The organism is Actinomyces sp. oral taxon 180 str. F0310, assembly GCF_000185285.1.
GTDB lineage: Bacteria > Actinomycetota > Actinomycetes > Actinomycetales > Actinomycetaceae > Pauljensenia.
In genome coordinates this window covers 967,605-993,199 of record NZ_GL622194.1, presented here as the reverse complement: position 1 = coordinate 993,199, position 25,595 = coordinate 967,605, and the positions used below count along the sequence as shown (strand labels likewise).

Genomic DNA, 25,595 nt, shown 5'->3' with positions numbered 1-25,595 from the left:
CGCGTGGTGCACACTGGAACGCATGGACGATCTGCGCATCCCTCCCGGGCCTGGCTGCCCGCGCGGCCTCGTCGTGCCCGCGGGGGAGCTGATCGAGCGCTTTTCCCATGCCTCGGGCCCGGGTGGGCAGGGCGTCAATACTGCGGACTCGCGCGTGCAGCTTAGTCTGGACCTGGGCTCGACGACCGCCCTGAACGACAAGCAGCGCGAGCGTGCCCTGTCTGTTCTGGGGGAACGCCTGACGGGAACCAACCTCACGATCACCGCAGCCGAGCACCGCTCCCAGCGCCGCAGCCGGGGTGCAGCGCGCGAGCGCCTCGCCCAGGTCCTGCGCGCGGCCCTCACCCCGCCCGCCCCCAGGCGCGCCACGAAGCCGACGCGAGGCTCGAAGCTGCGCCGCCTCGCGCAGAAGAGGAAACGTTCCGAGGTCAAGGCGCGCAGGCGCCGCCCCGACGCGGACTAAGAAGAACGAGGTCGGGGTTGGCTACGTCCACGCGCTCCCGTCGGTGTGCCAGCCGATGAACGTCCAGGTCACGGGGAGCCGGTAGTCGAGCGTCCAGTGCTCCGCCGCTGCGCCGTCACCGTCCGAATGCGGCGCGCGCACGACGTGATCGGAGGCGTAGGCATCGAAGAGCCTGGCCTCGCGCGCCGTCAGCTCTTCGGGCCCGGCCAGGCGCCGCAGGTCGGAGCGGGCCTCGTCGAAGGAGGAGAATCGCATCGGGCGATATGTCCTCGTCGTTGCATAGACGGGGACCCTGCCCATGGCGGCGAGCGCCCGCCCCACGTCCCGGACGACACGCGGGGACCGCGCGGCACGTCCCAGGTAGGTGAGCAGTCGCGGGTCGCGGGAGGGCAAAAGACTTGCCGGGACAACGACCGCGGCCTTCGACCGCGCGGCCGAATCGAGCTTGCGCACGCTGGAAGGCACGTCACCGCTCATCAGGGAACGCGAGGCGAAGGCGACGTCAACGCTGTTGGCGCCCAGCCCGGCCGCCTCCCAGTCGTCCTCCCACGCCAGGAGGTGGGAGGAGACGGGCAGCTTCTCCGTGGCCGCGCGCTCGTCGAGAATGGCCAGCATGGCCTCGGCAAAGTCGCAGCCGTGGACGCGGTGCCCGGCGCGGGCGAGGGGAACGGCGAGCGTGCCCGTCGCGCAGCCCATGTCCAGAACCTCCTCGCCCTCTTCGAGCGCGAGCAGCTCCATGAGCCAGCGCTCGTACTCGCCGGTCGCGCCTCTCGTGAACGTCGCGGCCCGCTTGTTCCAATATGCCTGCGAGTCGCGGTTGATCGCATCCGTCTGTTCGCCGTGCGTGGTCGGCATCGCTCAACGCCCTCACTTCCGTGTCGGAAAGCCCGGCAGCTCCGCCCGGCTTACGTCAGGATAGTCCGTGTGCTTGAGCGGCAACAGATGTTCATGATGTAACGGGAACTATCCGTCCTGCCTCGTGGAATAATGGCCGCGTGAATTCTTCCCTCACGCAGCCCAACTTCTCCAGCGACTACCAGGAGGGCGCGCACGCCCGGGTGCTCGATGCCCTCGTCGCCACCAACATGGAACAATCCAGTGGCTACGGCACCGACGAGCACTGCGAGCGCGCCCGCGACCTGATTCGCGACGCCTGCGCCGCCCCCGACGCCGACGTGTACTTCCTGGTGGGCGGCACCCAGACGAACGCGACCGTCATCGACGCGATCCTCCTTCCCTGGCAGGGCGTCATTGCCCCCAACACCGGCCACATCAACATGCACGAGGCCGGAATCGTTGAGCGTGGCGGCCACAAGATTCTGGACGTTCCCGCCGTTGACGGCAAGATCAACGCAGCCGACGTTGAGCGCATCTGTTCGGCGTGGGAGGGGGATGGCGCGCGCGACCACATGATCGCCCCCGCCCTCGTCTACATCTCCCAGCCCACCGAGTACGGAACCCTGTACACGCGCCGCGAACTAGAGGAGCTCTCGCGCGTGTGCCGCGAGCGTGACCTGAAGCTCTTCGTGGACGGCGCCCGCCTGGCCTACGCGCTGGCTTCCCCGGCCAACGACGTGACGTTGGCCGACCTGGCCAGGCTCACCGACGTGTTCTACATCGGAGGAACCAAGTGCGGCGCTCTCTTCGGCGAGGCGGTCGTCATCCCGACCCGGGGCTCGATCCGCCAATTCGTCACCCAGATGAAGCAGCACGGGGCGCTCCTGGCCAAGGGGCGTCTCCTCGGCGTCCAGTTCGAGGCGCTCTTCGAGGACGACCTGTACCTCAGGATCGGTACCCCTGCCGTGGAAGCGACCGCGAGAATCCGCGGCGCCCTGCGGCAGGCGGGCTACGTCGTAACCATGAATTCGCCGACGAACCTGACCTTCGTGGCCCTCGACCAGGCCGGGCACGAGAGGCTGTCGCGCAAGGTCCGATACGGAATCTGGGAGACGCTGCCCGACGGGCGCCTGCTCGCCCGTCTCGGCACCTCCTGGGCGACCCCCGACACCGACGTTGCGGCTTTCGAGGAGGCCCTGGCCCGGTAAGGGCGTCACTCATATCCTCCGCAGGTGGAGTGCGTTGATAACAGGTTCATCATGCTGTTACCCTGCTATTGTTTAGCTATCAATCTGCTATTGTGGAGGTGTTGCATGGCGACCGCTACGGTGACTGTTCGACTCGACGCTGAGGATAAGGCTGCGATGGAGCGTGCCTGCAAGGAAATGGGGCTCTCGATGAATACCGCGTTCACGATCTTTGCGAAGAAGGTGGCGCGGGAACAGCGGATTCCCTTCGTTGTGGAGGTTGATGGCTTTTTCTCGCGCGCCAACCTCGCTCATCTTGACCGCGGTATCGCGGAGCTGGAAGCCGGGCGTGGTGTGTCGCGAGGGTTGATCGAGGATGCGTGACCTCGTCTGGGCCTCCGAGGCCTGGGAGGACTATCTGTGGTGGCAGACTCAGGACCGAAAGACCCTGAAGCGCATCAACGCACTACTGCGTGATATTGCCAGGAATGGGCAAGGCGCTGGAATTGGTAAGGCTGAACCGTTGAAGGGGCGTTACTCGGGGTGGTGGTCGCGTCGTATTGACGGGGCGAATCGTCTTGTCTATCGCGTGCGCGATGATCGAGTCGAGATTATTTCTTGTCGCACTCACTACGGGGATCACTAGCCTGCTCAGCGGAAGCCGTCCAGTGGGCGGGCCGGGTGGATCGAGGGAGTGGGGGCGGGTTAGCCTGGGAGCATGACGCTCGACGACGAGACCAACGAATTCGCTGCCCTGACCGCTTCGCGCCGCTCCACGCGCGCCTTTACGGACCAGGAGATCCCCGCCGAGGTCCTCGACGCGATCCTCGCCGACGCGACGACCGCGCCCAGCTGGTCCAACACCCGCGCGTTCCGCCTGGCCCTGGCTACCGGCGAGCGCGCAGAGCGCCTGCGCGAACACTACGGGCGCCTCTTCGACGAGGAGATCGCGGCGCATGCGCGCAAGACGGAAGATCCAAACGTGGAGATCCCGATCCCCGACGGCGACTACCCGGTGCGCAAGCGCTACCCGGAGGAGGTGCGCCCCGCCCAGATCGAGGTCGCGAAGCTTCTCTACGGGATCTACGGCGTCGAGCGCGGCGACATCGAGGGACGCAACCGGGTCAACCGCCGCAACGTCGTGGCCTTCGACGCGCCTGTCATGGGCTTCGTCTTCGTCCACGAGGACATGCTCCCGTGGAGCGCGATGGACGCCGGCCTCATGCTCCAGACCCTGTTCCTCTCGGCGAAGTCTCGCGGAGTGGACTCCTGCCCGGTCGGCATCCTGGCCACCTGGCGCGAGCCCGTGGACGCCGAGTTCGAGATTCCCGAGCACTATCGTTTCATCACTGGTTTCACGCTCGGTTACGCGGATCCTGAGGCGCCGATCAACGCGATGAAGGCCCCGCGTCCGCCGATCCAGCTCCTCGAAGGCAAGTAATGCTACGAGCGGTAGATCTCGCGGCGGTGTGCGACGCGCACGACGGTCATGACGAGGATGTCGTCTTCGATTGAGTAGATGATCCGGTAGTCGCCGACGCGGATGCGCCACGCATTCTCCGTGCTCGTGAGTTTCTTGACCCCATCGGGGCGAGGAGAAGTGGTGAGCGATTCGATGGCATCCAGCAAGCGGGCGCGCACCGGCCGATCCAGCTTGCGTACCTTGCGCGCCGCCGCCGATGTGAATTCGACGCGGTACATCGTCACGCGTCGAGTTCAGCGCGCAGGTCGGCCAGGCTGACGCGCTGCCCGTCGTCGTTGCGTACCGCCTCGCGGAAGGCCGCGAGATCGCGTGCATCCTCGAGTTCTTCCAAGGCCAACAGGTCATCGACGCCGATCACGATCGCCGTGAGGCGGCCGTTCTTCGTCACTCCGATACGTTCGCCGCCGTAGGAGGCTCGCCCGAGGATGTCGGAGAGGTTTGCGCGCAGCTCGCGAGTCGACAGCGTCGTAGCAAGTGTGTTCATAGTGGCATTTTAGTACATTGTGTACACGTTTGTATTTGAATGAGCCCTACTGAGCGTGAACAATCCCCCATGGGCGTTCCCATCCCCACACGAAGCATCTACGGTGGACAAGAGGCCTCGGCCTCGTGAAACGTTCGCAACCGGAAGAACCCTATGTCCAAGAAGTACCTCTCTGTCGCCTTCGCCTACGTGGGAGTCATCATCGGCGCGGGCCTGGCATCCGGCCAGGACCTGCTCCAATACTTCCTCTCCTTTGGCGCGAAGGGCCTGATCGGCATCGCGGTCCTGGGTGTCCTCAACGTCGTCTTCGGCGTCGTCGCGCTCCAGCTGGGCTCCTACTACCGATCCGGCCACCATGACGAGGTCTTCGAACGCATCACCCACCCTGCGCTGCGTCGCGTCATCGACGTCGTGCTCGTCTTCTCGGGCTTCGCGATGGGCTTCGTGATGCTCGCGGGCGCGGGCGCGAACCTCGAGCAGCAGTTCGGTCTACCCGCGTGGGCGGGCAGCGCCCTGTGCGCGGTTCTGGTCGTTCTCACAGCCTTCCTGGACTTCGACCGGATCATGAAGGTGATCGGCGTCTTCACGCCCATGATCATCGTAGCCATCACGATCCTCACCGTCTATTCGCTGGCCACCCCGCACCCGGGCGTCGCCGAACTCAACGCCGCCGCCACCAAGGTCACTCCCGCCCTGCCTAACCTGTGGCTCTCCACTATCAACTACTTCGCGCTGTGCGTCGTCAACGGCATTGCCATGGCCTTTGTGCTCGGTGGCTCGGTGCTGCGCATCGGCGAGGCCCGCCGCGCTGGTCGCGTCGGCGGCACCATCATCGCGCTCGTCATCGGCGCGGACGCCCTGTGCCTATACCTGAACATGGATCGCGTCTGGGACGTGAACGTTCCCGCCCTCGAGATCGCGCGCTCGATCCACCCGGCCTTTGCCTTCGTCTACACGCTCATCATTTTCGCGCTCATCTACAACACGGTTTTTTCGCTCTTCTACTCGACGGCGCGCCGCTTCTCGGGCGGCTCGACGGGGCGCATGCGCATCGTCCTCGTCGGCGTCGTCGCCGTGGGCTACGCGGCCTCGCTCATGGGCTTCAAGAAGCTGATCGGCGGCATGTACCCGATCATCGGCTGGCTGGGTGTCGCCCTCCTCGTCGTCCTCGCGGTCGGCTGGCTGCGCGAGCGCTCCTCCGTCCTGCGCGAGGAGAACCTGCGTCGCAAGCTCATTCGCCTGCTCGTGCGCAAGCACGCCGACGACCTGGAGTACACGGACGAGCACCGCGCCCAGGCACGCACCCTCGCCCGCGCCTCCGTCGTCAACGGCGTGGAACTGAGGCGGGACGCTGGATCGATCGCCGAGCAGATCGCCGACACTCAGGATGATGCCGCCGCTTACGCTCGCGCGGCGCTGCCGGTCGACGAGGCCCTGATCGAGGAATCGCTCGAGGCCGATCGGTCGAACGGCTGAGTCAGCTCACCGACGAGGCCGTGGCCGCCTCGTGCGCAAGCAGCCAGGCCTTCGCGTGCTCTCCGGCCGCGTATCCGCCCGGGCCGCTGGCGGCCACGACTCGGTGGCAGGGGAGGATGAGCAGCAGGGGATTACGCCCCACGGCGCCGCCGACCGCCTGGGCTGATGCGGGGATGCCTGCGCCCCGCAGCTGATTGACGATCTGCCCGTATGTGCGCGTCGCGCCGTAGGGGATAGTGGCCATCTCCTCCCACACACGCTTTTGAAAGTCCGTGCCCGCAGGCGCGAGACGGACGGCCGCGGGGGAGGGGGCCTCGCCCGCGAAGTAGTCATCCAACCATGATGCTGCCGCTCGAAGCACGCGCGCGTCGGCCTCGTCCCACCCGGCCTCGGCGTGGACGCTGCCCCGGGAATCGGACGAGGTTAGGTCGAGCGCGCAGCTCGCCACGGCCTCGCCGACCCCGTGCGGGGTGCCGAAGAAACGCTGCCCGACCACCCACAAGCCGACGAGCGAACCGTCCCGCGCGGCTAGTGTGAGGCGACCGATGGGGGAGTCGTAGGTGGCGCGCGTCGGATCAGAACTGCTCGGGGTGATCTCGGTAGGCATACGCCCACACTGTCACGGCGACAGTGACAGCGCGAGTCCAGGCGTCGCGGACGGCGCTCAGTTCTTCGCCTTCGAAGCCCTCCGCAAGGAGACGGTGCCCGACCTCCACAGTGGGCGCGATGAAGGCGAGCACGTAGCGCAGGGGCACGAATGGCGTCGAGTCCGCCCCATCCGCCGCGTTCTTCGCTGCGGACATGTGCCGTGCGCCGATCAGGTACTGGTAGTCCAACCACGCCTGGTCCCGCTCGCGTGTGCACATGTCGATGATCCACTGGGCGAAGCGCGGCTTCGAGGCCTGCGCGTACTCGGGGTTCGGCTGCCCGTCCGGGTGCGCGGAATGTGCCGCCAGATACGTTTGTTGAGCCAGAATCCCGCGCCACGTGTCGACCATTTCCATGGCGTGTGGCGCCAGGATGGGTTCTGCTCGTGCGAGCAGCTCGGCATCACCGGGCTGGACGTGTGCGGCGGCCTCGATCTGGCGTAGATCCTCGAGTGTGAGCGGAGACGTGGGGACGGCATCGGTGCCGTAGGTGTACCCCGACGAGTGGTCGTAAGCGGTCATGAGAACCTCCTTGAACCTATGCGTCAATTGTAGCACGTGCTCTGCTCGTGTGGATCTGTTTGACATCCGGGGCTGGTGGAGAGGCCAGGCAGGTGGGGTGTGGTGTTCCGCGCGAGTTCGCGGCACGCGTAGCCGCTGTAGTGAGATGGCAACGACGCTGGCGGGGTTGCTCGCAATACAATTGACCCGTGGATCCCCTTCTCATCGCCCTGTCCGGAATGCTCATCATCGTGGCGTGCCAATTCGTCGCACCCAAGGTGCGCGTGGCATCCCCCCTGATCCTCCTGGCGGTTGGACTGGCGATCGGTTTCCTGCCCCAGGTGGCGGCCATCGAAGTCGAGCCACACATCATCCTGGAGATGGTTCTCCCCCCGCTTCTCTTCTCCGCCGCCGTGCGCATGCCGACGATGGACTTTCGCCGCGAGATGCAGGCCGTCGCGATGCTCGCGATCCCCCTCGTCTTCCTCTCGGCCTTCGCGGTCGGATTCGTCATTAACTGGCTGGTGCCCGCGATCTCCCTGCCGTGGGGCGTCGCCCTGGGCGCGGTCCTGTCCCCAACCGACGCCGTCGCCGTGTCGATCGCGAAACGCTCCGGTGTCTCCCACCGCATCATTACGGTGCTCGAAGGTGAGGGCCTCTTCAACGACGCGACCTCGCTCGTCCTCTTGTCCGCCGCGATGAATGCCGGCCTGGCCGCAGACGAACACGCCCTCAACCCGGGCCTGCTCATCGGTAAGGTCGCTCTTGCGCTCGGTATCGCAGCTGCGATTGGCTGGGTCGTCGGCGAGGTCGGCGTGCGTGTGCGCGCCCACATCAAGGAGCCCTCGGCCGACACGGTCTTCTCCTTCGTCATGCCCTTCATCGCCTCGATCCCCGCCGAACACGTCGGAGGTTCGGGCCTGGTCGCCGCGGTTATCGCCGGGCTGGTCGTCTCCCCTAGGCGCGCGGGCGCCATCTCCGCGACCAACAGGCGCTTCTCGCAGCACAACTGGCAGACGATGACGCTGGTCCTCGAAGGCGGCATCTTCCTCACGATGGGCCTGCAGGCCTTCGGCATCGTCGAAGAGGCCAGCGCCGTGGGCGGAGGCCTCGGCTTCGCGGCCTTCCTCGCCGTCGCCCTGGGGGCCCTGATCATGGTGATCCGCGCCCTGTTCATCGCCCTCATGCTGGCATGGCTGGACCACCGCCGTCAGCACCGCCAGCGGCGCTTCGACGCCGAGGCCGAGCGCATCGACTACTTCGAGCAACGCATGAACGAGGCGTGCGCGGTCGATGAGGACATGCTCGAGGCTCGCAACCTCAGCCCCGAGCAGTGGGGACTCGCCCTCGAACGCTTCCGCCGTCGGCTATCGCGCCGCGAGCGCCGCAACGCGCTGCGAGCCACAGACCTGGACTACTTCGCCAACGAACCCCTGGGGCCGCGCGAGGGCAGCGTGATCGTGTGGGCGGGCATGCGCGGGGCCATTACCCTGGCGGCCGCCCAGACGATCTCCTCTCACGCGCCGCTGCGCGGGTACCTGCTGACCATCGCCCTGTTCATTGCCGCCGGATCCCTCATCATCCAGGGGTTGACCCTGCCGGGAGTGATCCGCGTGGCCAAGCCGCAGATGGCCTCGGGTGACATCCCCGAGGAGGAGCGCGCGAAGCTCCTGAAGGTCATGGGCTCCGCCCTGGTGGACACCGCCCTCGCTCAGGCGATCCACGAGGTGGACGGCCAGACGCTCCTGTCCGCGGGGGTTTCGCGGACGCTGTCGCGGATCGGGCACGCCGTGTCCCACGAAGGCTCCAGCGACGGCGATCGGATCGCACGCACCGCCGACCGTGTCCTGAGCGACATCCTCCAGGATGCCGGCGCACAGGAAGGCGCAACGCACGAGGGCATGCGCCCGCGGTGCGACGACGAGACGGATGAGACCGCCGGCGAGACCAGAGAAACCGGCGAGCAACACGGCGATCACGCCCGCGGCACCGTCGACATGAGCGGGGAGGACGTCGAGCGTTCCTTCACGCGCGAGCAGATCCGCGAGCTCGCCCTGGAGGCCATTCACGCCCAGCGCGAGGCGCTGCTGGGAGCACGCGACGCGGGTATCTTCTCTTCCGCTGCGCTGGAGGATGCGCTCGCGCGCCTGGACTACGAGGAGATCCTCCTGGTGTCCGGGCACGGCCAGGAACACTGACGCGACGGGGATGCGAGGGCCGACAGCGGCGCCGGGCGCGGTGACGGCCCGGAGGTCGGCGTGCCCGATCAGCCGATGGTCACCCGCGAGAAGTAGGCGGGGTCGTCTGTCGCGGAGTTGAGCGCCTCCTCGAGGCGCTCGGGGGAGACGAGGCCTTGGCGCGCCAGGACGCGGTAGGTCTGGTCTGCCTCGTGGGTGAGCATGTTCGTCACCGTAAAGCCATTGCGCTCATAGAACGCCAGGCGACGCACCCGCTGCTGGTAGTTGGGGGCCTCGCGCGTGACGGGCTCGATCTCCAGCAGCTGGGGGATGCCGGGATAGCGTTGAGCGACATGCGTGAGGATCCGCGTGCCGTAGCCCGCGCCGCGCGTACGTGCGTCGACCGCGAGGAAACCCAGGTAGAACAGGTCGGGGAAGGCGAGGGAGAAGGTGAGGGCGACGACGCGGCCGGCGCCTGCCTCGCCCGCGGGCAGGGACGCATCCGTCCACGCGTCGAAGGACACCCCGGGCTTGCGGGCGGCTCGCAGGAGATCGCACATCGTGATCTGTTCCTCGGGCGGGAAGGAACGCTCGTAGATCTGCCGGATCTTGTCGCGAATCGGTCCCTCGTCGGGCACGGGCAGGGAAGCGAGGTCTGTCATGGGATAACTGTAGCCGCCGGCGTCCTCTGCTCCTGCTCAAGTGGGACGCAGAGCCTCGGTAAGGTTTCGGGCACATCAGGGGATACGGCGGGGCAGTCAGGGAACAATAGGGGTGCGATCAGGGGTCACTGTGAGAGAGCGCTGTGTTGTGCGCACTGCTCCTCGGCTAGGCTGGCAGGGCACAGAGAAACGCGAGTAAGGATGAAGCGTGCTTGAGCTCACAGGGATCGTCAAGGCATATGAGACCGCCAACCTGGTGCAGGTCGCACTCAACAAGGTCTCGGTTGCCTTCCGCGACAACGAGTTCGTGGCCATCCTGGGCCAGTCCGGTTCGGGCAAGACCACGATGCTCAACGTCATCGGCGGCCTGGATCGCTTCCAGAGCGGCGACCTCGTCATCGATGGGATCTCGACGAAGAACTACAAGGCCCGCGACTGGGATGCCTACCGCAACAACCGTATCGGCTTCGTCTTCCAGTCCTACAACCTGATCCCGCACCAGAGCGTCCTGTCGAACGTTGAGCTCGCGCTCACTCTCTCGGGCGTGTCTCGTTCGGAGCGTCGCTCCCGGGCGTTGGAGGCCCTGGAGCGCGTGGGCTTGAAGGACCACGTCCACAAGAAGCCCTCGCAGATGTCGGGCGGCCAGATGCAGCGCGTTGCCATCGCCCGCGCCCTCATCAACGATCCCGAAATCCTGCTCGCCGACGAGCCCACGGGTGCCCTCGACTCCAAGACCAGCGTCCAGGTCATGGACCTCCTGCGCGACGTCGCCCGCGACCGCCTGGTCATCATGGTGACCCACAACCCCGAGCTCGCTCACCAGTACGCGACGCGCATCGTCGAACTGGCCGACGGCTCCATCGTCGCCGATTCCGCACCTTTTGTCCCCACCGAGCAGGACCGGCGCGCCGCGAAACCCGTGCGCCGCACGTCGATGGGATTCCTCACCGCCCTGTCCCTGTCGTTCAACAACCTGATGACCAAGAAGGGGCGCACGCTGATGACCTCGTTCGCGGGGTCCATCGGCATCATCGGCATCGCCGCGATCCTGGCGCTGGCCAACGGGACCAACGCCTATATCGCCAAGACCGAGGAGGAGACCCTGGGGTCCTACCCCTTGACGATCCAGAAGAGCGGCCTCGACATGACCGCCGCGCTGGCCGGGGCGAGCTCCGAGTCCAAGACCTCCAAGGCGGCGCCGGACGGCAAGGTCGGCGTGTCCCAAATGCGGACCTTCGCGGACTCGATCCGCGACGCGAAGACCAACGACCTGGCCTCGCTCAAGACCTACCTCGACAACAACGGCGGCGGGATCGACTCGATGGTCAACGCGGTCGAGTACGACTACGACGTCGTCCCCCAGATCTTCCAATCGGACACCTCCAAGTCGACCGTGCAGGTTAGCCCCGACCAGTCGATGAAACAGATGGAGACCGGCTTCGGCGCCGGTTCCTTCTCCTCCATGATGCAAACGAACGCGTTCTACCAGATGCCCGCCGCATCCTCGCTGTACACCGCCGCCTACGACGTAGTCGCCGGTTCCTGGCCGACCGGCGCCAACCAGGTGGTCCTCGTCCTTGACGAGGACGGCAACCTCTCGAACCTCTTCGAATACACGCTGGGCCTGAAGGACCACAAGGAATTCGATGACCTGATGCGCTCGTACTACCAGGGCGCGCTCGGCGGCAAGACGCAGTCCGGTGCCCAGTCGGCAGCCCAGTCGGGTGCAAGCAGCACGGCGTACGACTACTCCACGATCCTGGGCACCACCTTCCGCCGCATCAACGCCTTCGACAAGTACACGTGGGACGAGACCTACAAGGTGTGGACCGACCGCTCCAACGACACCGACTACATGAAGAAGCTCGTGGACGGCGGCCAGCAGCTGACCATCTCGGGCATCGTGAAGCCCAACTCCACGAAGGGAGGCGCGCTGCGTCAGGGCATCGCCTACACGCCGGCGATGACCTACCAGATCATCGAGGAGGCGGCCGCCAGCCCGATCGTCAAGGCCCAGCGTGCCAAGCCCGACGTCGACGTCTTCACGGGCAAGACCTTCAAGGAACTGGCCGACAACCAGAAGAGCCAGTCCGGAGGCTTCGACATGTCCTCCCTGTTCACCGTGGACGAGCAGAAGCTACAGGCCGCATTCCAGATGGATCCGTCGAAGCTCCAGATGGACCTGTCCGGCATGGATTTCTCCGGCATGGACCTGTCCGGACTCGACTTTTCCAACTTGGACATGTCCGGCATGGACCTGTCCAACCTCGATCTGTCCGCCCTCGCTCCGGTCCCGGGCATGCAGTCGGGATTGCAGTCGGGTGCAGGCTTTGACCTGTCCGCCCTCAACCTCGGGGACCTGAGCAAGCAGCTGCCCCAGCTGGCCAACGTTGACTTCCCGACCATCATCCGCTCGGCTCTGGCCGACGGGGCAGTCAAGGAAGGCGCTGCAGACTACCTGAGCGCCCAGGCCACGCGGATAGCCCAGGGCTTCCAGGATTACGCGCGCCGCCAGATTGAGCAGGGAGGAACCACTGACTTCGCGAGCCTTGCGGCGGCTTACTTCTCCCAGCCCGAGGTTATCGAGCAGCTGCGTCAGGCCGTCTCCTCGGACCAGGTGGTTGACTCCGACAAGCTGAGCGCCAACCTTATGAAGGCGCTCGGAAACGACCCGGCTCTGGCCAAGATCGGTACCGAGGTGTCCGCTCAGGTCATGAGCGCGATCTCCTCTCAGATCGCGGCGCAGCTGGGAGGCACCCTCACGCGGGGCGTTGGTGCGGCGATCGGCCAGGTCATGCAGGAGGCCATGACGAGCGCGATGACCTCCATGATGACCCAGCTCTCCGGCGCGATCGGCGAGCAGATGAGCACGGTCATGGAACAGTTCGCCACCAACATGTCCAGTGCCTTCGCGATCGACCCCAACGCCTTCGCCGAGGCATTCCAGTCCAACGTCGACGAGAAGTCCCTCGCCGCCCTCATGGCGACCATGTTCTCCTCGAACGTGCCGACACTGGACACGAACCTGAAGACCCTCGGATGGGCGGACATCTCCTCGCCCTCGAACGTGTCGATCTACCCCAAGTCCTTCGCGGATAAGGACAAGGTCAAGGCCGTGCTGGACTCCTACAACGCCGACAAGAAGGCCGCCGGTGAGACGGGGAAGGTCATCACCTACTCCGACGTCATGGGCTCACTCATGAGCTCGGTGACCAACATCGTCAACATCATCTCCTGGCTGTTGATCGCCTTCGTGTCCATCTCGCTCATCGTGTCCTCGATCATGATCGCGATCATCACCTACATCTCGGTCCTCGAGCGTCGCAAGGAGATCGGTATCCTGCGTTCGATCGGCGCCTCGAAGGGGGACGTGTCCCGGGTCTTCAACGCCGAAACCGTGATCGAGGGGTTGCTCGCCGGCCTGATCGGCGTGGGCGTGACCTATGGGCTGTGCGCCATCGCCAACGCGGTGGTCAAGGCGTCCTTCGAGGTGGAGAACATCGCTCAGCTCTCTGCGCTCACCGCGGCGATCCTCATCGCGGTGTCCGTCCTCCTCACGGTCATTGCGGGCATCATTCCCGCGGCCAGGGCATCCCGCCAGGATCCCGTCGAGGCGCTGCGCTCGGAGTGAGCCTGTAGCCGTGGGTGTGGGGCGGGGGATCCCGTTCCGCACCCTCGCCCCGCGCGGACGCCACGCTGACCCCGCGAAGATTGTTGGCGTGGCGGGAGCCGCACCCGCGCCCCGCCCGGACGCCACCGCCCGGATCGAGGACGCCCTCGGCGCGTCCGCGCCGCCCCCTGCGCTAGGCTGGATGTAACGCCTGCGCAAGGCCCTAGGAAAAGAGGAACCATGCCCACACCCGACAAGCTCGCCACCGACGCCGCCGTCGCCATCATGCTCGCGGAGGGTTTTGAAGAGGTCGAGGCCCTGGCCGTCGCCGACGTCCTCTACCGCGCCGGGGTACGCGCCGACCTCATCTCGGTGACCGACGCCCGACACGTGACCAGCTCCCACGGCATCCGAGTGGTCGCCGACCGCATGCTCGAGGACACGGACCTGAGCACCTACGCGCTGCTCTTCCTACCCGGCGGGATGCCGGGAACCCTGGGCCTCAAGGCGACACCGGCGATCCAGGAAGAGGTGCTGCGGCGCGCCGACGCCGGGGAGCTCATCGCGGCGATCTGCGCGGCCCCCTCGATCCTCGCCGAACTCGGCGTGTTGGACGGGCGCCACGCCACCGCCAATCCAGCCTTCGTCAAGGCAATCGCCGGCGGCGGCGCCATCGTCCACGAGAACCCCGTCGTCGTCGACGAGGCCGTGATCACCAGCCGCGGAGCCGGGACCTCCCTGGATCTCGGTCTCGAAATCGTGCGGGTGCTCCTCGGGGACGCGGCGGTCGACGAGGTCTCCCGGGCCATCGTGCGCTCCCGTTGAGAGACGCGGGACTCGTCTCCTGACGCACCCATCCGATCGACCCGAAAGGAAGGTCAGCCCGCATGAGTCGGCGCAAGCCTCGTACCTGGCCCGACGCTCCCGCCCCGCTGGCGGCTCCCGTCGTCGACAACCACACCCACCTGCCCACCCACGTCGGGCAGATTCCCCGCGCGGACGGCGTGTGTCTCTCCCTGGAGGAACAGCTGGAACGTGCCCGCGCTGTCGGCGTGAGCGCCGTGATCTCGAGCGCGTGCGAGCTGCCGGACTTCGATCCCATGCTGGCCCTCGCTCGCTCCCACGCGGGCGTGCGCGTCGCCCTGGCGATCCACCCCAACGAGGCCGCCCTGCACGCCGGCTGCACCGAGGCCTCGCCCGACGGGCTGACCCCGCAGGCGCGCGACCACCACGTTCCCCTCGTCGAGGCTCTTGCGGCGGTTGAGTCCCGCCTGGGTGACCCGATGGTCGTCGCGGTGGGAGAGAGCGGCCTCGACTACTTCCGCACCGCCGAACCCGGGCGAGAGGCGCAGAAGGAGTCCTTCCGAGTCCACATCGACATGGCTCGCCGGGCGGGTCTGCCCCTGCAGATTCACGATCGCGACGCCCACGAGGACAGCCTCGAGATCCTGGAGCAGAGCGCCGAGCGAGATCAGCGCATCGTGTTCCATTGCTTCTCGGGTGACGCGCAGATGGCCGCCCGGCTCGCCGAACGCGGCTGGTATGCCTCCTTCGCCGGGCCGATCACCTACCCCGCCAACGACGATGCGCGCCTGGCGCTGGCGGCCATGCCCCGCGAGCTCGTCCTGGTCGAAACCGACGCGCCCTACCTGACACCCGCCCCGTGGCGCGGCAGCCCCAACGCCTCCTACGTGATGGCGCACACCGTGCGGTTCATCGCGGGCCTGTGGGGAATCGGTGAGGAGGAAGCGTGCGAGCAGCTGAGGGCGAACACCGAGGCCGTCTACGGTTCCTGGTGAGGCGTTGGCGCCTCGCGCGGGGGTGAGGAGGGGCGCGCGGGGGTCCGTCAAGGCGGCGGGCGAACGCGTGAGTTGCGTCAAAGTGGTCGCGAAAGGGTAACAAATTGGTTACGGTGGAGGAGTCAGTCTGAGTCGGAGGACCCATCGCCCCCTCGCTTTCGAGGCGCCGGTGCGACGCGGCCAACGACTTGGAACCTACAAGGTCTGGAGACCCGTGAGCCTGAAGCCCTCCCGCACAGTCGTCATCTCCGTCGCCTCCGCGACTGCCCTCCTGGTGGCCGGCACAGCTGCCGCTGCCGTCGGCACCTCCTACCGGCACGTCACCCTGGAAGTGGATGGCGTCAGCCGCGACGTGTCCGGTTTCTTTTCCACCGCGGGCGACGCGCTGAGCACCGCGGGCGTCAGCGTTGGCGACCACGACCTCGTCGCCCCGGCCGCCGACCAGCGCGTCGCCAGCGGCGACACGGTTGTCGTTCGTTCCGCCACCGCCTACGACGTGACCGTTGACGGCGCCCAGACGACCGCGTGGTCCACCGCCTCCTCGATTTCGGGCGTCCTGACCGCCCTGCCCGCATCCTCTTCGTCGATGGCCGCCGACCGCTCCTACACGCGATCCGAGATGCCGATCGGTGAGGGCGGGGAGAACATTCACGTCGTCGCCGACGGTCACACGACCGACGTTGTCGCCTCCGCCTCCGAGGGGGCGAGCGCGATCCTGGCCAAGGCGGGCGTGAGCGCCGGCCCCATCGACCGGGTGACCCTGGAGAACGTCGGCGGCGACACCACGCTGCGGGTTGCTCGCGTCGTTCGCGGCACCGTTACGACCACGACCGAGATTCCCTACGAGACCGAGGAGCGTGAGGACGCCGAGGCCGAGGAGGGGACCGAGAAGACCGTGCAGGAAGGCGCGGCGGGCAGCGAGGTCACCCAGGCCTATCAGGAGACTATCGACGGCAACGTGACCGTGTCCGCGGTGCTCTCCACCTCCCGCACCGAGCCCACGAACCGCGTCGTGTCCAAGGGGACCAAGGCGAAGAAGGCGGAAGAGCCCTCCGGCTCATCCTCCGACTCCACCTCGTCGTCTTCCTCCTCCTCTTCTTCTTCCGGCTCTGCGGCCATCTCCGGTGACGACGCCTCCATCTGGGCGGCCATCGCCCAGTGCGAGTCCGGCGGTAATCCGTCGATCAACACCGGCAACGGCTACTACGGCATGTACCAATTCTCCCTTCCCACGTGGCGCAGCGTCGGCGGCACCGGCCTGCCCTCCGAGGCCTCGGCCGAGGAACAGACCATGCGTGCGCGCATGCTTCAGCAGCGCGCGGGGTGGGGCCAGTGGGGCTGCGCCTACAAGCTCGGCCTCGTTTGACGTGACATTACCCGCGGGAGCGCCATTGTTCTGGCGTGCCCGCGGGCTGTCGCGCTAAGCTGACCAGCAAGACCAATAGCCAGTAACTGGAGTATCGTGAGCCACCACCTGAGCACCTCGCTGAGTGCCTCCGCCGCCAGCGCCCTGCACGTTCTCGGAGCCCACCTGCGTTCCTTCGCGCCCTCTCCCCGCATCGTTCTCAGCGTCGCGGCCCTGGCCTCGGCCGGGGTGGTCGGCGTCGCAGGCGTCGGCGTTGCCGCCTCCTACACCTCCGTCATGCTTGAGGTGGACGGCGTTTCCCGCCCGGTGACCTCGTGGGGAAACACCGTGGGAGATGCGCTGGAGGTTGCGGGCGTGAGTATCGGCAGCAACGACCTGGTGCAGCCCGGTGAGGGAGAGGCCGTACGCGACGGCGACACGATCATTGTGCGAACCTCGAAGGCGTACGCGGTGACCGTCGACGGTACGTCGCGCACCCTGTGGACGACGGCCTCCTCGGCCGATGCGATCCTTGCTGACGCGGCGCCCCTGGGGTCGGCCGTGACGCTCGCAGCGGACCGCTCCTCCTCGCGCGATGAATTGACCCCCCTCGTTTCTCGCGCTCGCAACGTCGTTGTGGCGGTGGATGGCACCAGCCGCGAGGTGGCTGCGCGGCCCGGCCAGGATGCGCGAGCGATCCTCGAGGCAGCGGGGGTGTCGGTGCATCCTCTCGATCGCGTGAACGTGTCGAACGGTCCCGTCGGGGAGCTGACGATCACCGTCAGCCGTGTCACCCGCGGGCAGGCGACCGAGACCGTCGAGATTCCGTTCAACGAGACCACCGTGACCAGCGGCGACATGTTCGTCGGCGAGTCTCAGGTGACGACGCCGGGCGTCAACGGCGTCACGACCTGGACGGTGTGGCAGGAAAAGGACGGCGACGAGGTGCGCACCTCCGTGCCGATCACCGAGCACTCCACCTCCCAGCCCGTGACGCAGGTGCGCACCGAGGGAACGAAGGAAGCCACCCCGGCGGCCCTCGTTGCGGCGGGCATCGACCCGAAGGCCACCCTCGAGGAGGCCACCGAAGCCAATGGAACGACCTCGGTGCGCTACCGCGCGAAGCTGGGGACGATCTCCTCCAAGGCCGAAATTGCTGCGATCGCGGCAGAATCGAACGGAGCCGAGGCCTCGGCTGCGGCCGCCGCTGCCGCGGCCGCCGGAGCGGTTCCGATGACCTACTCGGGCGAGGATCCGCGTGCGCTGGCCAAGCCTCTCGTTGAGGCGCAGGGGTGGGGGACCAGCGAGTATCAGTGCCTGATTCAGCTGTGGAACCGGGAGTCCCAGTGGAATCCCCACGCCGAGAATGCGTCCTCGGGAGCCTACGGCATTCCCCAGGCCCTGCCCGGCTCGAAGATGGCCTCGGCGGGCGCCGACTGGCGCACCAATCCCGTCACCCAGATCAACTGGGGTATCGGCTACATTAAGGGACGCTACGGCACGCCCTGCTCCGCCTGGGCGCACTCGAATGCGGTCGGCTGGTACTGAGCTTGAGAGCTGAGGAGGGCCGGGCCTGACAGCGGAGGTTGTCGGGCCCGGTCTTTCTGTTGCCTGATTCAAGTACGCGGATAGGTTGTGAGCACGCGGGTCAGTGATGGGTACGCGGATAGGTTGTGAACATGCGGATAGGTTATGAGCACGCGGATAGGACAGTAAGCTATCCGCAAGCCGATAACCTATCCGCGTAGCGATAACCTATCCGTATCCGCGTCGCATAGCGGTGGTTGCCGTGTCGCAACGTGTGGGTCAGGGTTCTCTATGCTGTCGGCAGTCTCGAATCGGCAGCCTCGAACGAGTCGACCAACTGACTGCGATCAGGGAGCTGATACGCCGCCGCGCCGTGAGGCCGGTCGCCCCCCGAGGGGCCGAGCCTCACAGGGGGCCTCGCCCCGGGCTCGCCGGTGCCGTGCACTAGACTGGCCAGCGTGACCCAATCCCCTTCCTCCCAGCGCGCCCGCGCCGCACGCCGCCGCATCGATCCGACCCTGCCCGAGGGGGCCGTTCCCTCCGAGACGGGACTGCTCGGGCCCCTCGAAGTGCGGGCCATCTCCGAGGCCCTGGGCATCCGCCCGACCAAGGTCCTGGGGCAGAACTTCGTCCACGACGCCGGGACGGTCCGCAGGATCGTCGCAGCAGGAGACGTGCGCGCCGGGGACGAGGTCGTTGAGGTCGGGCCGGGCCTGGGCTCCCTGACTCTGGCGCTCCTGGAGGTTGGGGCGCGCGTGCGTGCCGTCGAGATCGACCCGCCCCTGGCCTCGGCGCTACCCGAGACCATCCGATCGCGCATGGGCGAGGCGAGCGGACGCTTCCACGTCGTCACCATGGATGCCACCGAGATCACCGGCAACGAGGACTTCGGTGTCGATTGGCCGCCGCCCACCAAGCTGGTCGCAAACCTGCCCTACAACGTGGCCGTGCCCGTGCTCCTCAACATGCTCGACGCTTTCCCCACCATCGAAGCCGTCGTCGTCATGGTTCAGGCCGAGGTCGCCGACCGCCTGGCCGCGGAACCGGGATCGCGCACCTACGGCGTCCCCTCCGTGAAGGCATCCTGGTACGGCGAGGTTCAGCGGGCGGGCACGATTGGACGCACGGTCTTTTGGCCCGTTCCCGGGGTGGATAGCGCCCTCGTGCGCCTGACGCGACTTCCCTCACCTCGCGGGGACGAGGCGCTGCGACGCGCGACGTTCGAGGTTACCGACGTCGCCTTCGGGCAACGCCGCAAGACCCTGCGCGCCGCCCTGAAGAACTGGGCGGGCGGACCCGAAGCCTCCGAGGCGCTGCTGTGCGATGCCGGAATCGACCCGACCCGCAGGGGAGAGACGCTCTCCATCGATGAGTTTGTCGCCCTGGGCCGCGCCGTCCTTGAGGCGCGAGAAGGCGGAGCCCTCCCGCCCTCGCAGGCGGCCCGCTGACGGGCGAACCGCTGCGGCGAAACGAAAGGATAGCCATGCGTGAAGTGCGTGCCAGCGCTCCAGGAAAAGTCAACCTAACGCTGAGGGTCGGCCCCCCCAACCCCGACGGCTACCACCCGCTCGTCACCGTGTTCGAAGCGCTGTCCCTGCGCGAGACCGTCACCGTGCGCACGACGAAGACCCCCGGCGTGCGCGTGGAGACGACCGCCTACCTGCCCGACGGGCGCGTCGACGAGGCGACGACCGCCGCGATGGCCGACCTGGACCCGGGATCCCACCTGGCCGTGCGCGCCGCCCGCATCCTTCAGCGGCTCGCCGCCGCCGGACCGTGGGCGTCCACCGCCGCGGGAGTGAGCATCCGCGTCGACAAGCGGGTCCCCGTCGCCGGAGGAATGGCTGGCGGCTCGGCAGACGCCGCCGCCGCCCTGGTCGCCTGCAACCAGCTGTGGGACCTGGGCCTGGGCGCCGACCAGCTCCAGGCTATCGGCCGCTCTCTGGGGGCAGACGTGCCCGCCTGCCTCGTCGGCGGAATCGCCCTGGGGACGGGACGCGGAGACCGCATGAGGGTCCTCGCCGACGGCGAGGCTGGGGACACGAGCGCGCATCACTGGGTGATGCTCCTGGCCCACGAGGGCCTGTCCACCCCCGAGGTATTCCGCGAGTTCGACCGGGTAGACGCCGCCTGCGCCCCCGGCCTCGTCGAACCCACGCCCGGCGAGACGCGCGCTCTGCGATCCGGACCCGAGGAGCTTAGCCCACGCCTCGTCAACGACCTGCAGGCCCCCGCCTTGCGGCTGCGTCCCGAGCTGGCGCGCACGATGGAGGCCGCGCGTCGGGCAGGAGCGCTGGCGGTCACCCTCTCCGGTTCCGGCCCCACCGTCGCGGCCCTCGCGCGCGACGCCGAGCATGCCCACGACCTCGCCCGCGCGCTCGAGGCCGAGGACACCGTTGCCCGCGCGATGTGCGCCTCCGGCCCCGCACACGGCGCCGTGGTCGAAGAGACGGAGGTCAGCTGATGGCACACCTGCTGGGAACGCAAAGCGTCGGAGCCCTCGCCGGGTCGCGTCAGCTCCTCGACGGCGTGACCGTCGGCCTGGACGACGGCTCCCGGGTGGGAATCCTCGGTCCCAACGGCGCAGGAAAGTCCACGCTGCTGCGTATCGTTGCGGGCACGCAGGAACCCGACGGGGGAGTGGTGACCCGGCGTGACGGCGTGCGCGTCGCCCTCCTCACTCAGGCCGACGCCCTGGACCCCGCGGAAACCGTGGTTCGCTCCGTCCACCCGGGCCTGGAAGAGTACGAGTGGGCCTCGGACGCGCGCGTGCGCGACATTCACGCCGGGCTGCTCGCCGACATTGACCCCGAGGCGCTCGTCGGAACGCTGTCGGGCGGGTCGCGGCGGCGCGTCGCCCTGGCTAGGGTCCTGGCCACCGCTGCGGACATCGTGTGCCTGGATGAGCCCACGAACCACCTGGATGTCGAGGGGGTTGCCTGGCTGGCCGCGCACCTGAACGGGCGCTTTGCCCGGCCGGGTGCGAGCGGTGCGCTGCTGTGCGTCACCCACGACCGCTGGTTCCTGGATGCCGTGTGCGAACACATCTGGGAGGTCGTGCCCGGCGTGGACCCGGGCGGTGACCGCCCGCAGATCCCCGGCCGCGTCGAAATATACGACGGCTCCTACGCCGCCTACACCCTTGCCCGCGCTGAGCGCCTGCGCCAGGCGGACGTGGCGGCCGCCAAGCGCGCCAACCTGCTGACGAAGGAACTGGCGTGGCTGCGGCGCGGTGCCCCCGCCCGCACCTCGAAGCCGAAGTTCCACATCGCCACCGCTGAGGCACTCATCGCTGACGTGCCGCCGCCACGTGACACCGTTGAGCTGGTGCGGATGGCGACCGCGCGCCTGGGCAAGGACGTCATCGATCTGGAGGACGTGTCCGTTTCCTTTCCGCGACCCGACGGGACGCGCCTGAGCGTCCTTTCGGGCGTGACGTGGAGACTGGCGCCCGCCGAGCGCGTCGGCATCGTCGGCGTCAACGGTGCCGGTAAGACGACGATTCTCAACCTGTTGCGCGGTGACCTTACCCCCACCTCGGGACGCGTCAAACGCGGCAAGACCGTCCAGGTCGCCACGCTCTCCCAGGACACCCACGAGCTCGACGCCCTGGCCGACATGCGCGTCGTCGAGGCGGTGGCCGACGTCGCCCAGACCGTCGTCGTGGACGGGAAGGAGGTCAGCGCCTCCCAGATGACCGAGCGCATGGGCTTCACGCGGACCCGCGCGTACACGCGCATCAGCGAGATCTCCGGCGGCGAGCGGCGGCGCCTCCAGCTCATGCGACTGCTCATGAGTCAGCCCAACGTCCTGCTCCTGGACGAGCCCACGAACGACCTCGACACGGACACGTTGGCCTCCATGGAGGATCTGCTCGATACCTTCCCGGGCACCCTCGTCGTCGTCTCCCACGACCGCTACCTCCTCGAGCGCGTCACCGACCACCAGGTGGCCCTCCTCGGCGACGGTCAGGTCCGTGCCCTGCCCGGCGGCGTCGAACAGTACCTGCAGATGCGGGCCTCCGGAGACTTTGGGGCGTTTGGTACGTCCACTCGCGCCGACGAGGCCGACCCTGCTTCCCGCTCGGCCGCGTCCTCCTCGGGTGCCTCCTCGGGCGAGGAGAGCGCGGGGCGGGGGAGCGCACGCGGCGCCGTGAGTGACGCTGCGGCGCGGCGCGCGGCCAAGAAGGAGGTGGCCCGCATCGAACGCAAGCTGGATCGCCTGCGCGCCGAGGCCTCGGACCTTGAGGCGAAGCTGGAGAAGTTGTCGATCGAGGTGGCTACGGATCCCTCGGCGGTGTCCGAGCTGACGAAGGCCTCGGCCGCCCACCAGGGCGTCCTCGGCGAGATCAACGAGCTCGAGGAAGCCTGGCTGGAGGCGGCCGATCTGCTTGAGTGAGTGTTGATGTGCTTGACTGGTATGTTCGGCTGAACAAATGGTTGAACGAGTGGTGTTGGCCGTTCTCTATCCGATGAAGGTGGGGCGTGTTGTGAGCGGACCAGGATTTGGACTTGTCATTGGGGCGCAAACGAAGGCGGCGGGCTACGTCGCGGACTGTGACAGCGCCATCGTCGACATTGCTCGGAACCTCGAATCGGATGTCGTTGGGGAATCCTCGCGGGTCAACGGCCCCTATCTCTCGATCCTGAGCGAGACGCTGGAAGCGTGGGGCGAGGGTGCGCGTGCACACAGGCTGGACTTGGGACGCTACGCGCAGGCCCTGATCGCGGTGGATGAGGCCCTCCTGGCGGCTGAAGAGGATGCCGCCGGCGCCATGAGCGGCATCGCCTCGGCCTTTGGGAGTGGGCAATGAGCGGGCAGGACCTGGTCTTTCACGAAACAGCAGTGAACTACATGATGGATGACATAGCCCGCGCTGCCTCGAAGCTACGCGAGAGCGGTGCGCAGATGTCGGAGTTCGTGGAACACGAGCTCGGGGAGTGGACGGATACCTCCGAGGCCAGGCAGGCGCAGAAGGCCTGTGCACAGCGCTTGGATACCCGGGTGGAGGAGCTATCGGGTGCGTTGGACGCATTGAAGCAGGCGTTCGAGGATATCCGCCAGGCGGGCATCAAGGCGGAAACCCTGGCTTTTGCGGCGGTGGACTAGGGGGCGACCATGGGAAACCACGATTTTGAGGTCGATATCGAGGCCTTGGTAACCGCCGCGTCGCAGCTGGCTGACCTGCAGGAGCGGAACAGGACGTACGACGTTGCGGATTACACGCCGAATGGCGCGATGGTCCGTGATCCCACGGTTGTCGGGGCGTTAGATCGATTTAACACCGCCTGGGACCAGGGACTCAATGGGATGCTTCGAGATGTCGCCGAGGCCGCGGGGCACCTGGGGAAGGTGGCGGGGATCTACGGGGATTACATGAGTGCGTGCGAGGACGCAATGCGGCGCGCGCGTGATGCGGCGAGGTCCGTGTCAACAGAGCAGACGGTGACGGGGGCTTAACGTGGGCGTGTTGCATACGGGAGCACCCGACTTTGAGATCATGGGGGACGCGGCGGCCATTCGGGGGCGCATCGCCGTCATGCGTGATCGTGCCTCGGACTGCGAGAGGATCGCGTGGTCTCTTCAGGAGATTTCGGCCCCGGGGTGGGTGGGGCGTGCGGCGGATCGCTTCCACGAGCACTTCAAGACGCAGCCCGACAGGTGGTGGTGTGCGTCGGCGACGTTTGGACGTGCCGCCGATGCGTGGGAGGCATATGCGACCGCGCTGGAAGAAGCGCAAGCGCGCGCCGTAGCTGCCAAGGCCTCGTACGAGGCGGGGGTTGCCTCAGTGGAGGCGGCACTCGCGGAGCAACGGTGGGCATCGGAGCACCCTCAACACGACGCGCTAGGGTTCCCCGTGTGGGACTTCTCGTATCATCCGGAGCGTGATACCCGGCCGGGTGAAGCGGCAAAAGAGCAGGCTATCGCGGATTTCAACGCGGCGGTGGGCGACACCGATGCTGCGGGAGAGGCCCTGGCGCAGACCCTCTACGAGCTATCCGAGCGTTCACCGGACCCCTCCTGGGCTCCCGTTCATTTCGCGCGGCGAGCGGTTGCGGGCATCTTCGATGGCGTGTGGGGCCTGCTGACGATGACCTACGGGGTGGCGGCTGAAGCGCTGTGGGACTATGGGCGCTACATGCTCGGATGGATGTCGTGGGAAGAACTCATGGCTAAGAGGACGGTGCTTCCCAGTCGTGACATGTTGGCGCTGCGCGACGCGATTCTTGCGGACCCGAAGGGGTTTGCGCGGAAGATGGTGGAAGGGCTGCTCAACCTGGACGGGTGGGCCGATGATCCCGGGGCTGCCCTGGGGGAGCTGGTACCGGGCGCGGTGCTCGCCGCGCTGAGCGTGGCTCCGGGTGCGGGTGCTCGTGCCGCCCGGCTGACGGCCGTGATCGAGTCTCTGCCAGTCATTGGTGAGGGAACGATGCTGAAGGACATCGGTGTGCGTGCGTTGCGAGGAGCGTCCAGGCTCGACATACGAGCGGATGGTGCCATGGGGCGCCTGTCCGAGCGTTTGGACGACTATCTGCGTTCGCACGGGATGGAAGACCTTGCCGATGAATGGAAAGAAAAACGACTGCGCGTCCCTCCACGAAGTGCGGAGGATCTCGCGTCAAGGGTACCGTTGAAATCGTATCAGTCGGATGGCGAGCCCCCGCCGACTGAAGGGCTGGTGGATGACGTGATGGGGGCGGACATGGTGCGCCGACGCGAGCTGGTCTTGGGGGTGAAACCCGACGGGACATCGTACACCTATGAGGAATGGAGGGCGGAACACACGCATATTGAAAGGAGGCCTGATGGAAGTGAGAAGAGGATCATTGACTGGCCGCCGAACGACGGTTATGACGGTAAGCCAACCGTGTATTCCTCGGTTGCTGATTATGTGGAGGATTTCGGTAAAGATGTTGACCGCATTGGGCATCCTGACGGCAATTTCTTGGGTGTGATCGAGGACGGCCGCCCCGCCTCCTTCGAGGAGCGCTCCCTGCGCCCGGACTCGGTGAACGACCACTACTACCAGTACGAGTTTACGGAGGATCCGCTGCCCGAGGGCTGGACGATCAAGTCGGGCAAGGCTGCCCCCTGGGGTCAGCAGCCGGGAGGAGCAACGCAGCTGCAAATCGTTGATCAAAACGGTGAGGCTGTTCCGGTATCTCGACTCATAAAGGAACATATCTTGAAGGGAAAGGAGAGTCCCGTTGGATTTTCTTGATGAATACAAGTCTGTCATGGAGAAGTACACTGGCTTGAAAGTGTTTGGGAGCGTGTCTGAGGAGGGGAATGCTTACTATATTGATTATGGTAACTGTTCTTACATGCGCCTTTGGTACGATAATAGTGTCTATTGTTTTGATATAGAGGAGCGTGGGAAGGTTCGGAGGGGAGGA

General features: G+C 66.9%; 25 protein-coding genes and 1 pseudogene. 20 read left to right on the top strand and 6 right to left on the bottom strand.

Features of this window, described 5'->3' with window-relative positions; genetic code table 11:
- Positions 1-22: 22 nt before the first annotated feature.
- The gene (arfB, locus tag HMPREF9006_RS04300; protein ID WP_009212329.1) at positions 23-463 is read left to right on the top strand and encodes an alternative ribosome rescue aminoacyl-tRNA hydrolase ArfB; all 441 of its coding nucleotides are present in this window, start codon (positions 23-25) and stop codon (positions 461-463) included.
- A 21-nt stretch (positions 464-484) separates the two neighbouring features.
- Here the strand turns inward: arfB and HMPREF9006_RS04295 are convergent, their stop codons facing one another.
- On the bottom strand, positions 485-1,318 hold the full coding sequence (locus HMPREF9006_RS04295) for a class I SAM-dependent methyltransferase (protein WP_009212328.1): 834 nt from the start codon (positions 1,316-1,318) through the stop codon (positions 485-487).
- 140 nt (positions 1,319-1,458) lie between these two features.
- Here HMPREF9006_RS04295 and HMPREF9006_RS04290 point away from each other — a divergent pair, with 140 nt between their 5' ends.
- The 4 genes from HMPREF9006_RS04290 (at position 1,459) to HMPREF9006_RS04280 (ending at position 3,928) form a co-directional block, all read left to right on the top strand.
- Positions 1,459-2,508, top strand: a complete 1,050-nt coding sequence (locus tag HMPREF9006_RS04290; RefSeq protein WP_009212327.1) for a threonine aldolase family protein — start codon at positions 1,459-1,461, stop codon at positions 2,506-2,508.
- A 105-nt stretch (positions 2,509-2,613) separates the two neighbouring features.
- Positions 2,614-2,871, top strand: a complete 258-nt coding sequence (locus HMPREF9006_RS04285; RefSeq protein WP_009212326.1) for a type II toxin-antitoxin system RelB/DinJ family antitoxin — start codon at positions 2,614-2,616, stop codon at positions 2,869-2,871.
- Entirely contained in the window at positions 2,864-3,133 is a 270-nt protein-coding gene (locus tag HMPREF9006_RS10295; RefSeq protein ID WP_009212325.1) for a Txe/YoeB family addiction module toxin, read from the top strand. The genes HMPREF9006_RS04285 and HMPREF9006_RS10295 overlap by 8 nt, the downstream gene beginning before the upstream one ends.
- 72 nt (positions 3,134-3,205) lie before the next feature.
- Complete coding sequence (locus HMPREF9006_RS04280) at positions 3,206-3,928, top strand: nitroreductase family protein (protein WP_009212324.1); 723 nt, start codon at positions 3,206-3,208, stop codon at positions 3,926-3,928.
- A 2-nt stretch (positions 3,929-3,930) separates the two neighbouring features.
- On the opposite strand, the gene HMPREF9006_RS04275 is transcribed toward HMPREF9006_RS04280, so the two are convergent.
- Positions 3,931-4,188, bottom strand: a complete 258-nt coding sequence (locus HMPREF9006_RS04275; RefSeq protein WP_034231091.1) for a type II toxin-antitoxin system RelE family toxin — start codon at positions 4,186-4,188, stop codon at positions 3,931-3,933.
- A 2-nt stretch (positions 4,189-4,190) separates the two neighbouring features.
- The gene (locus HMPREF9006_RS04270) at positions 4,191-4,454 is read right to left on the bottom strand and encodes a type II toxin-antitoxin system Phd/YefM family antitoxin (RefSeq protein ID WP_003794039.1); all 264 of its coding nucleotides are present in this window, start codon (positions 4,452-4,454) and stop codon (positions 4,191-4,193) included.
- A gap of 153 nt (positions 4,455-4,607) precedes the next feature.
- Here HMPREF9006_RS04270 and HMPREF9006_RS04265 point away from each other — a divergent pair, with 153 nt between their 5' ends.
- Entirely contained in the window at positions 4,608-5,930 is a 1,323-nt protein-coding gene (locus tag HMPREF9006_RS04265; protein ID WP_009212322.1) for a YkvI family membrane protein, read from the top strand.
- A gap of 1 nt (position 5,931) precedes the next feature.
- Here HMPREF9006_RS04265 and HMPREF9006_RS04260 read toward each other — a convergent pair whose 3' ends face one another.
- Entirely contained in the window at positions 5,932-6,537 is a 606-nt protein-coding gene (locus HMPREF9006_RS04260; RefSeq protein ID WP_009212321.1) for a methylated-DNA--[protein]-cysteine S-methyltransferase, read from the bottom strand.
- The gene (locus HMPREF9006_RS04255) at positions 6,506-7,099 is read right to left on the bottom strand and encodes a protoglobin domain-containing protein (protein WP_034231086.1); all 594 of its coding nucleotides are present in this window, start codon (positions 7,097-7,099) and stop codon (positions 6,506-6,508) included. Before HMPREF9006_RS04255 ends, HMPREF9006_RS04260 begins: the two co-directional genes overlap by 32 nt.
- Before the next feature lie 218 nt (positions 7,100-7,317).
- Here HMPREF9006_RS04255 and HMPREF9006_RS04250 point away from each other — a divergent pair, with 218 nt between their 5' ends.
- Entirely contained in the window at positions 7,318-9,276 is a 1,959-nt protein-coding gene (locus tag HMPREF9006_RS04250) for a cation:proton antiporter (RefSeq protein ID WP_083806971.1), read from the top strand.
- Between the two features lie 68 nt (positions 9,277-9,344).
- Here the strand turns inward: HMPREF9006_RS04250 and HMPREF9006_RS04245 are convergent, their stop codons facing one another.
- A complete protein-coding gene (locus HMPREF9006_RS04245) occupies positions 9,345-9,917 on the bottom strand; it encodes a GNAT family N-acetyltransferase (protein ID WP_009212318.1) in 573 nt (190 codons plus the stop codon).
- Between the two features lie 208 nt (positions 9,918-10,125).
- On the opposite strand from HMPREF9006_RS04245, the gene HMPREF9006_RS04240 reads away from it, so the two are divergent.
- The 13 genes and pseudogenes from HMPREF9006_RS04240 to HMPREF9006_RS10810 all read left to right on the top strand — a co-directional run.
- Entirely contained in the window at positions 10,126-13,548 is a 3,423-nt protein-coding gene (locus HMPREF9006_RS04240; protein ID WP_009212317.1) for an ABC transporter ATP-binding protein/permease, read from the top strand.
- Between the two features lie 219 nt (positions 13,549-13,767).
- Entirely contained in the window at positions 13,768-14,352 is a 585-nt protein-coding gene (locus HMPREF9006_RS04235) for a DJ-1 family glyoxalase III (RefSeq protein WP_009212316.1), read from the top strand.
- A gap of 62 nt (positions 14,353-14,414) precedes the next feature.
- The gene (locus HMPREF9006_RS04230) at positions 14,415-15,326 is read left to right on the top strand and encodes a TatD family hydrolase (RefSeq protein WP_009212315.1); all 912 of its coding nucleotides are present in this window, start codon (positions 14,415-14,417) and stop codon (positions 15,324-15,326) included.
- A gap of 214 nt (positions 15,327-15,540) precedes the next feature.
- Positions 15,541-16,692 (top strand): resuscitation-promoting factor, encoded by a 1,152-nt coding sequence (locus HMPREF9006_RS04225; protein ID WP_009212314.1) that lies wholly within the window; start codon positions 15,541-15,543, stop codon positions 16,690-16,692.
- Between the two features lie 96 nt (positions 16,693-16,788).
- The gene (locus tag HMPREF9006_RS04220; protein WP_009212313.1) at positions 16,789-18,219 is read left to right on the top strand and encodes a ubiquitin-like domain-containing protein; all 1,431 of its coding nucleotides are present in this window, start codon (positions 16,789-16,791) and stop codon (positions 18,217-18,219) included.
- Positions 18,220-18,656: 437 nt separating this feature from the next.
- The gene (gene rsmA, locus HMPREF9006_RS04215; RefSeq protein WP_009212312.1) at positions 18,657-19,646 is read left to right on the top strand and encodes a 16S rRNA (adenine(1518)-N(6)/adenine(1519)-N(6))-dimethyltransferase RsmA; all 990 of its coding nucleotides are present in this window, start codon (positions 18,657-18,659) and stop codon (positions 19,644-19,646) included.
- A gap of 35 nt (positions 19,647-19,681) precedes the next feature.
- A complete protein-coding gene (locus HMPREF9006_RS04210) occupies positions 19,682-20,662 on the top strand; it encodes a 4-(cytidine 5'-diphospho)-2-C-methyl-D-erythritol kinase (protein WP_009212311.1) in 981 nt (326 codons plus the stop codon).
- Positions 20,662-22,596, top strand: a complete 1,935-nt coding sequence (locus HMPREF9006_RS04205; protein ID WP_009212310.1) for an ABC-F family ATP-binding cassette domain-containing protein — start codon at positions 20,662-20,664, stop codon at positions 22,594-22,596. Before HMPREF9006_RS04210 ends, HMPREF9006_RS04205 begins: the two co-directional genes overlap by 1 nt.
- Before the next feature lie 37 nt (positions 22,597-22,633).
- Positions 22,634-23,011 (top strand): hypothetical protein, encoded by a 378-nt coding sequence (locus tag HMPREF9006_RS04200; RefSeq protein WP_009212309.1) that lies wholly within the window; start codon positions 22,634-22,636, stop codon positions 23,009-23,011.
- Positions 23,008-23,307, top strand: coding sequence for a hypothetical protein (locus tag HMPREF9006_RS04195; protein ID WP_009212308.1), 300 nt, complete (start codon positions 23,008-23,010; stop codon positions 23,305-23,307). The genes HMPREF9006_RS04200 and HMPREF9006_RS04195 overlap by 4 nt, the downstream gene beginning before the upstream one ends.
- Before the next feature lie 9 nt (positions 23,308-23,316).
- Positions 23,317-23,658 (top strand): hypothetical protein, encoded by a 342-nt coding sequence (locus HMPREF9006_RS04190; RefSeq protein ID WP_009212307.1) that lies wholly within the window; start codon positions 23,317-23,319, stop codon positions 23,656-23,658.
- A gap of 1 nt (position 23,659) precedes the next feature.
- Positions 23,660-25,420 (top strand): TNT domain-containing protein, encoded by a 1,761-nt coding sequence (locus HMPREF9006_RS04185; RefSeq protein ID WP_050786691.1) that lies wholly within the window; start codon positions 23,660-23,662, stop codon positions 25,418-25,420.
- Positions 25,407-25,595 (top strand): annotated as a pseudogene (locus tag HMPREF9006_RS10810) (glycogen debranching protein); the annotation flags it as partial. The gene HMPREF9006_RS04185 and the pseudogene HMPREF9006_RS10810, both read left to right, overlap by 14 nt.

Coding starts and splice junctions, on each gene's coding strand:
- arfB (WP_009212329.1), top strand. CDS start 23: ATGGACGATCTGCGCATCCCTCCCGGGCCTGGCTGCCCGCGCGGCCTC.
- HMPREF9006_RS04295 (WP_009212328.1), bottom strand. CDS start 1,318: ATGCCGACCACGCACGGCGAACAGACGGATGCGATCAACCGCGACTCG.
- HMPREF9006_RS04285 (WP_009212326.1), top strand. CDS start 2,614: ATGGCGACCGCTACGGTGACTGTTCGACTCGACGCTGAGGATAAGGCT.
- HMPREF9006_RS10295 (WP_009212325.1), top strand. CDS start 2,864: ATGCGTGACCTCGTCTGGGCCTCCGAGGCCTGGGAGGACTATCTGTGG.
- HMPREF9006_RS04280 (WP_009212324.1), top strand. CDS start 3,206: ATGACGCTCGACGACGAGACCAACGAATTCGCTGCCCTGACCGCTTCG.
- HMPREF9006_RS04275 (WP_034231091.1), bottom strand. CDS start 4,188: ATGTACCGCGTCGAATTCACATCGGCGGCGGCGCGCAAGGTACGCAAG.
- HMPREF9006_RS04270 (WP_003794039.1), bottom strand. CDS start 4,454: ATGAACACACTTGCTACGACGCTGTCGACTCGCGAGCTGCGCGCAAAC.
- HMPREF9006_RS04265 (WP_009212322.1), top strand. CDS start 4,608: ATGTCCAAGAAGTACCTCTCTGTCGCCTTCGCCTACGTGGGAGTCATC.
- HMPREF9006_RS04260 (WP_009212321.1), bottom strand. CDS start 6,537: ATGCCTACCGAGATCACCCCGAGCAGTTCTGATCCGACGCGCGCCACC.
- HMPREF9006_RS04255 (WP_034231086.1), bottom strand. CDS start 7,099: ATGACCGCTTACGACCACTCGTCGGGGTACACCTACGGCACCGATGCC.
- HMPREF9006_RS04250 (WP_083806971.1), top strand. CDS start 7,318: ATGCTCATCATCGTGGCGTGCCAATTCGTCGCACCCAAGGTGCGCGTG.
- HMPREF9006_RS04245 (WP_009212318.1), bottom strand. CDS start 9,917: ATGACAGACCTCGCTTCCCTGCCCGTGCCCGACGAGGGACCGATTCGC.
- HMPREF9006_RS04235 (WP_009212316.1), top strand. CDS start 13,768: ATGCCCACACCCGACAAGCTCGCCACCGACGCCGCCGTCGCCATCATG.
- HMPREF9006_RS04230 (WP_009212315.1), top strand. CDS start 14,415: ATGAGTCGGCGCAAGCCTCGTACCTGGCCCGACGCTCCCGCCCCGCTG.
- HMPREF9006_RS04210 (WP_009212311.1), top strand. CDS start 19,682: ATGCGTGAAGTGCGTGCCAGCGCTCCAGGAAAAGTCAACCTAACGCTG.
- HMPREF9006_RS04205 (WP_009212310.1), top strand. CDS start 20,662: ATGGCACACCTGCTGGGAACGCAAAGCGTCGGAGCCCTCGCCGGGTCG.
- HMPREF9006_RS04200 (WP_009212309.1), top strand. CDS start 22,634: ATGGTTGAACGAGTGGTGTTGGCCGTTCTCTATCCGATGAAGGTGGGG.
- HMPREF9006_RS04195 (WP_009212308.1), top strand. CDS start 23,008: ATGAGCGGGCAGGACCTGGTCTTTCACGAAACAGCAGTGAACTACATG.
- HMPREF9006_RS04190 (WP_009212307.1), top strand. CDS start 23,317: ATGGGAAACCACGATTTTGAGGTCGATATCGAGGCCTTGGTAACCGCC.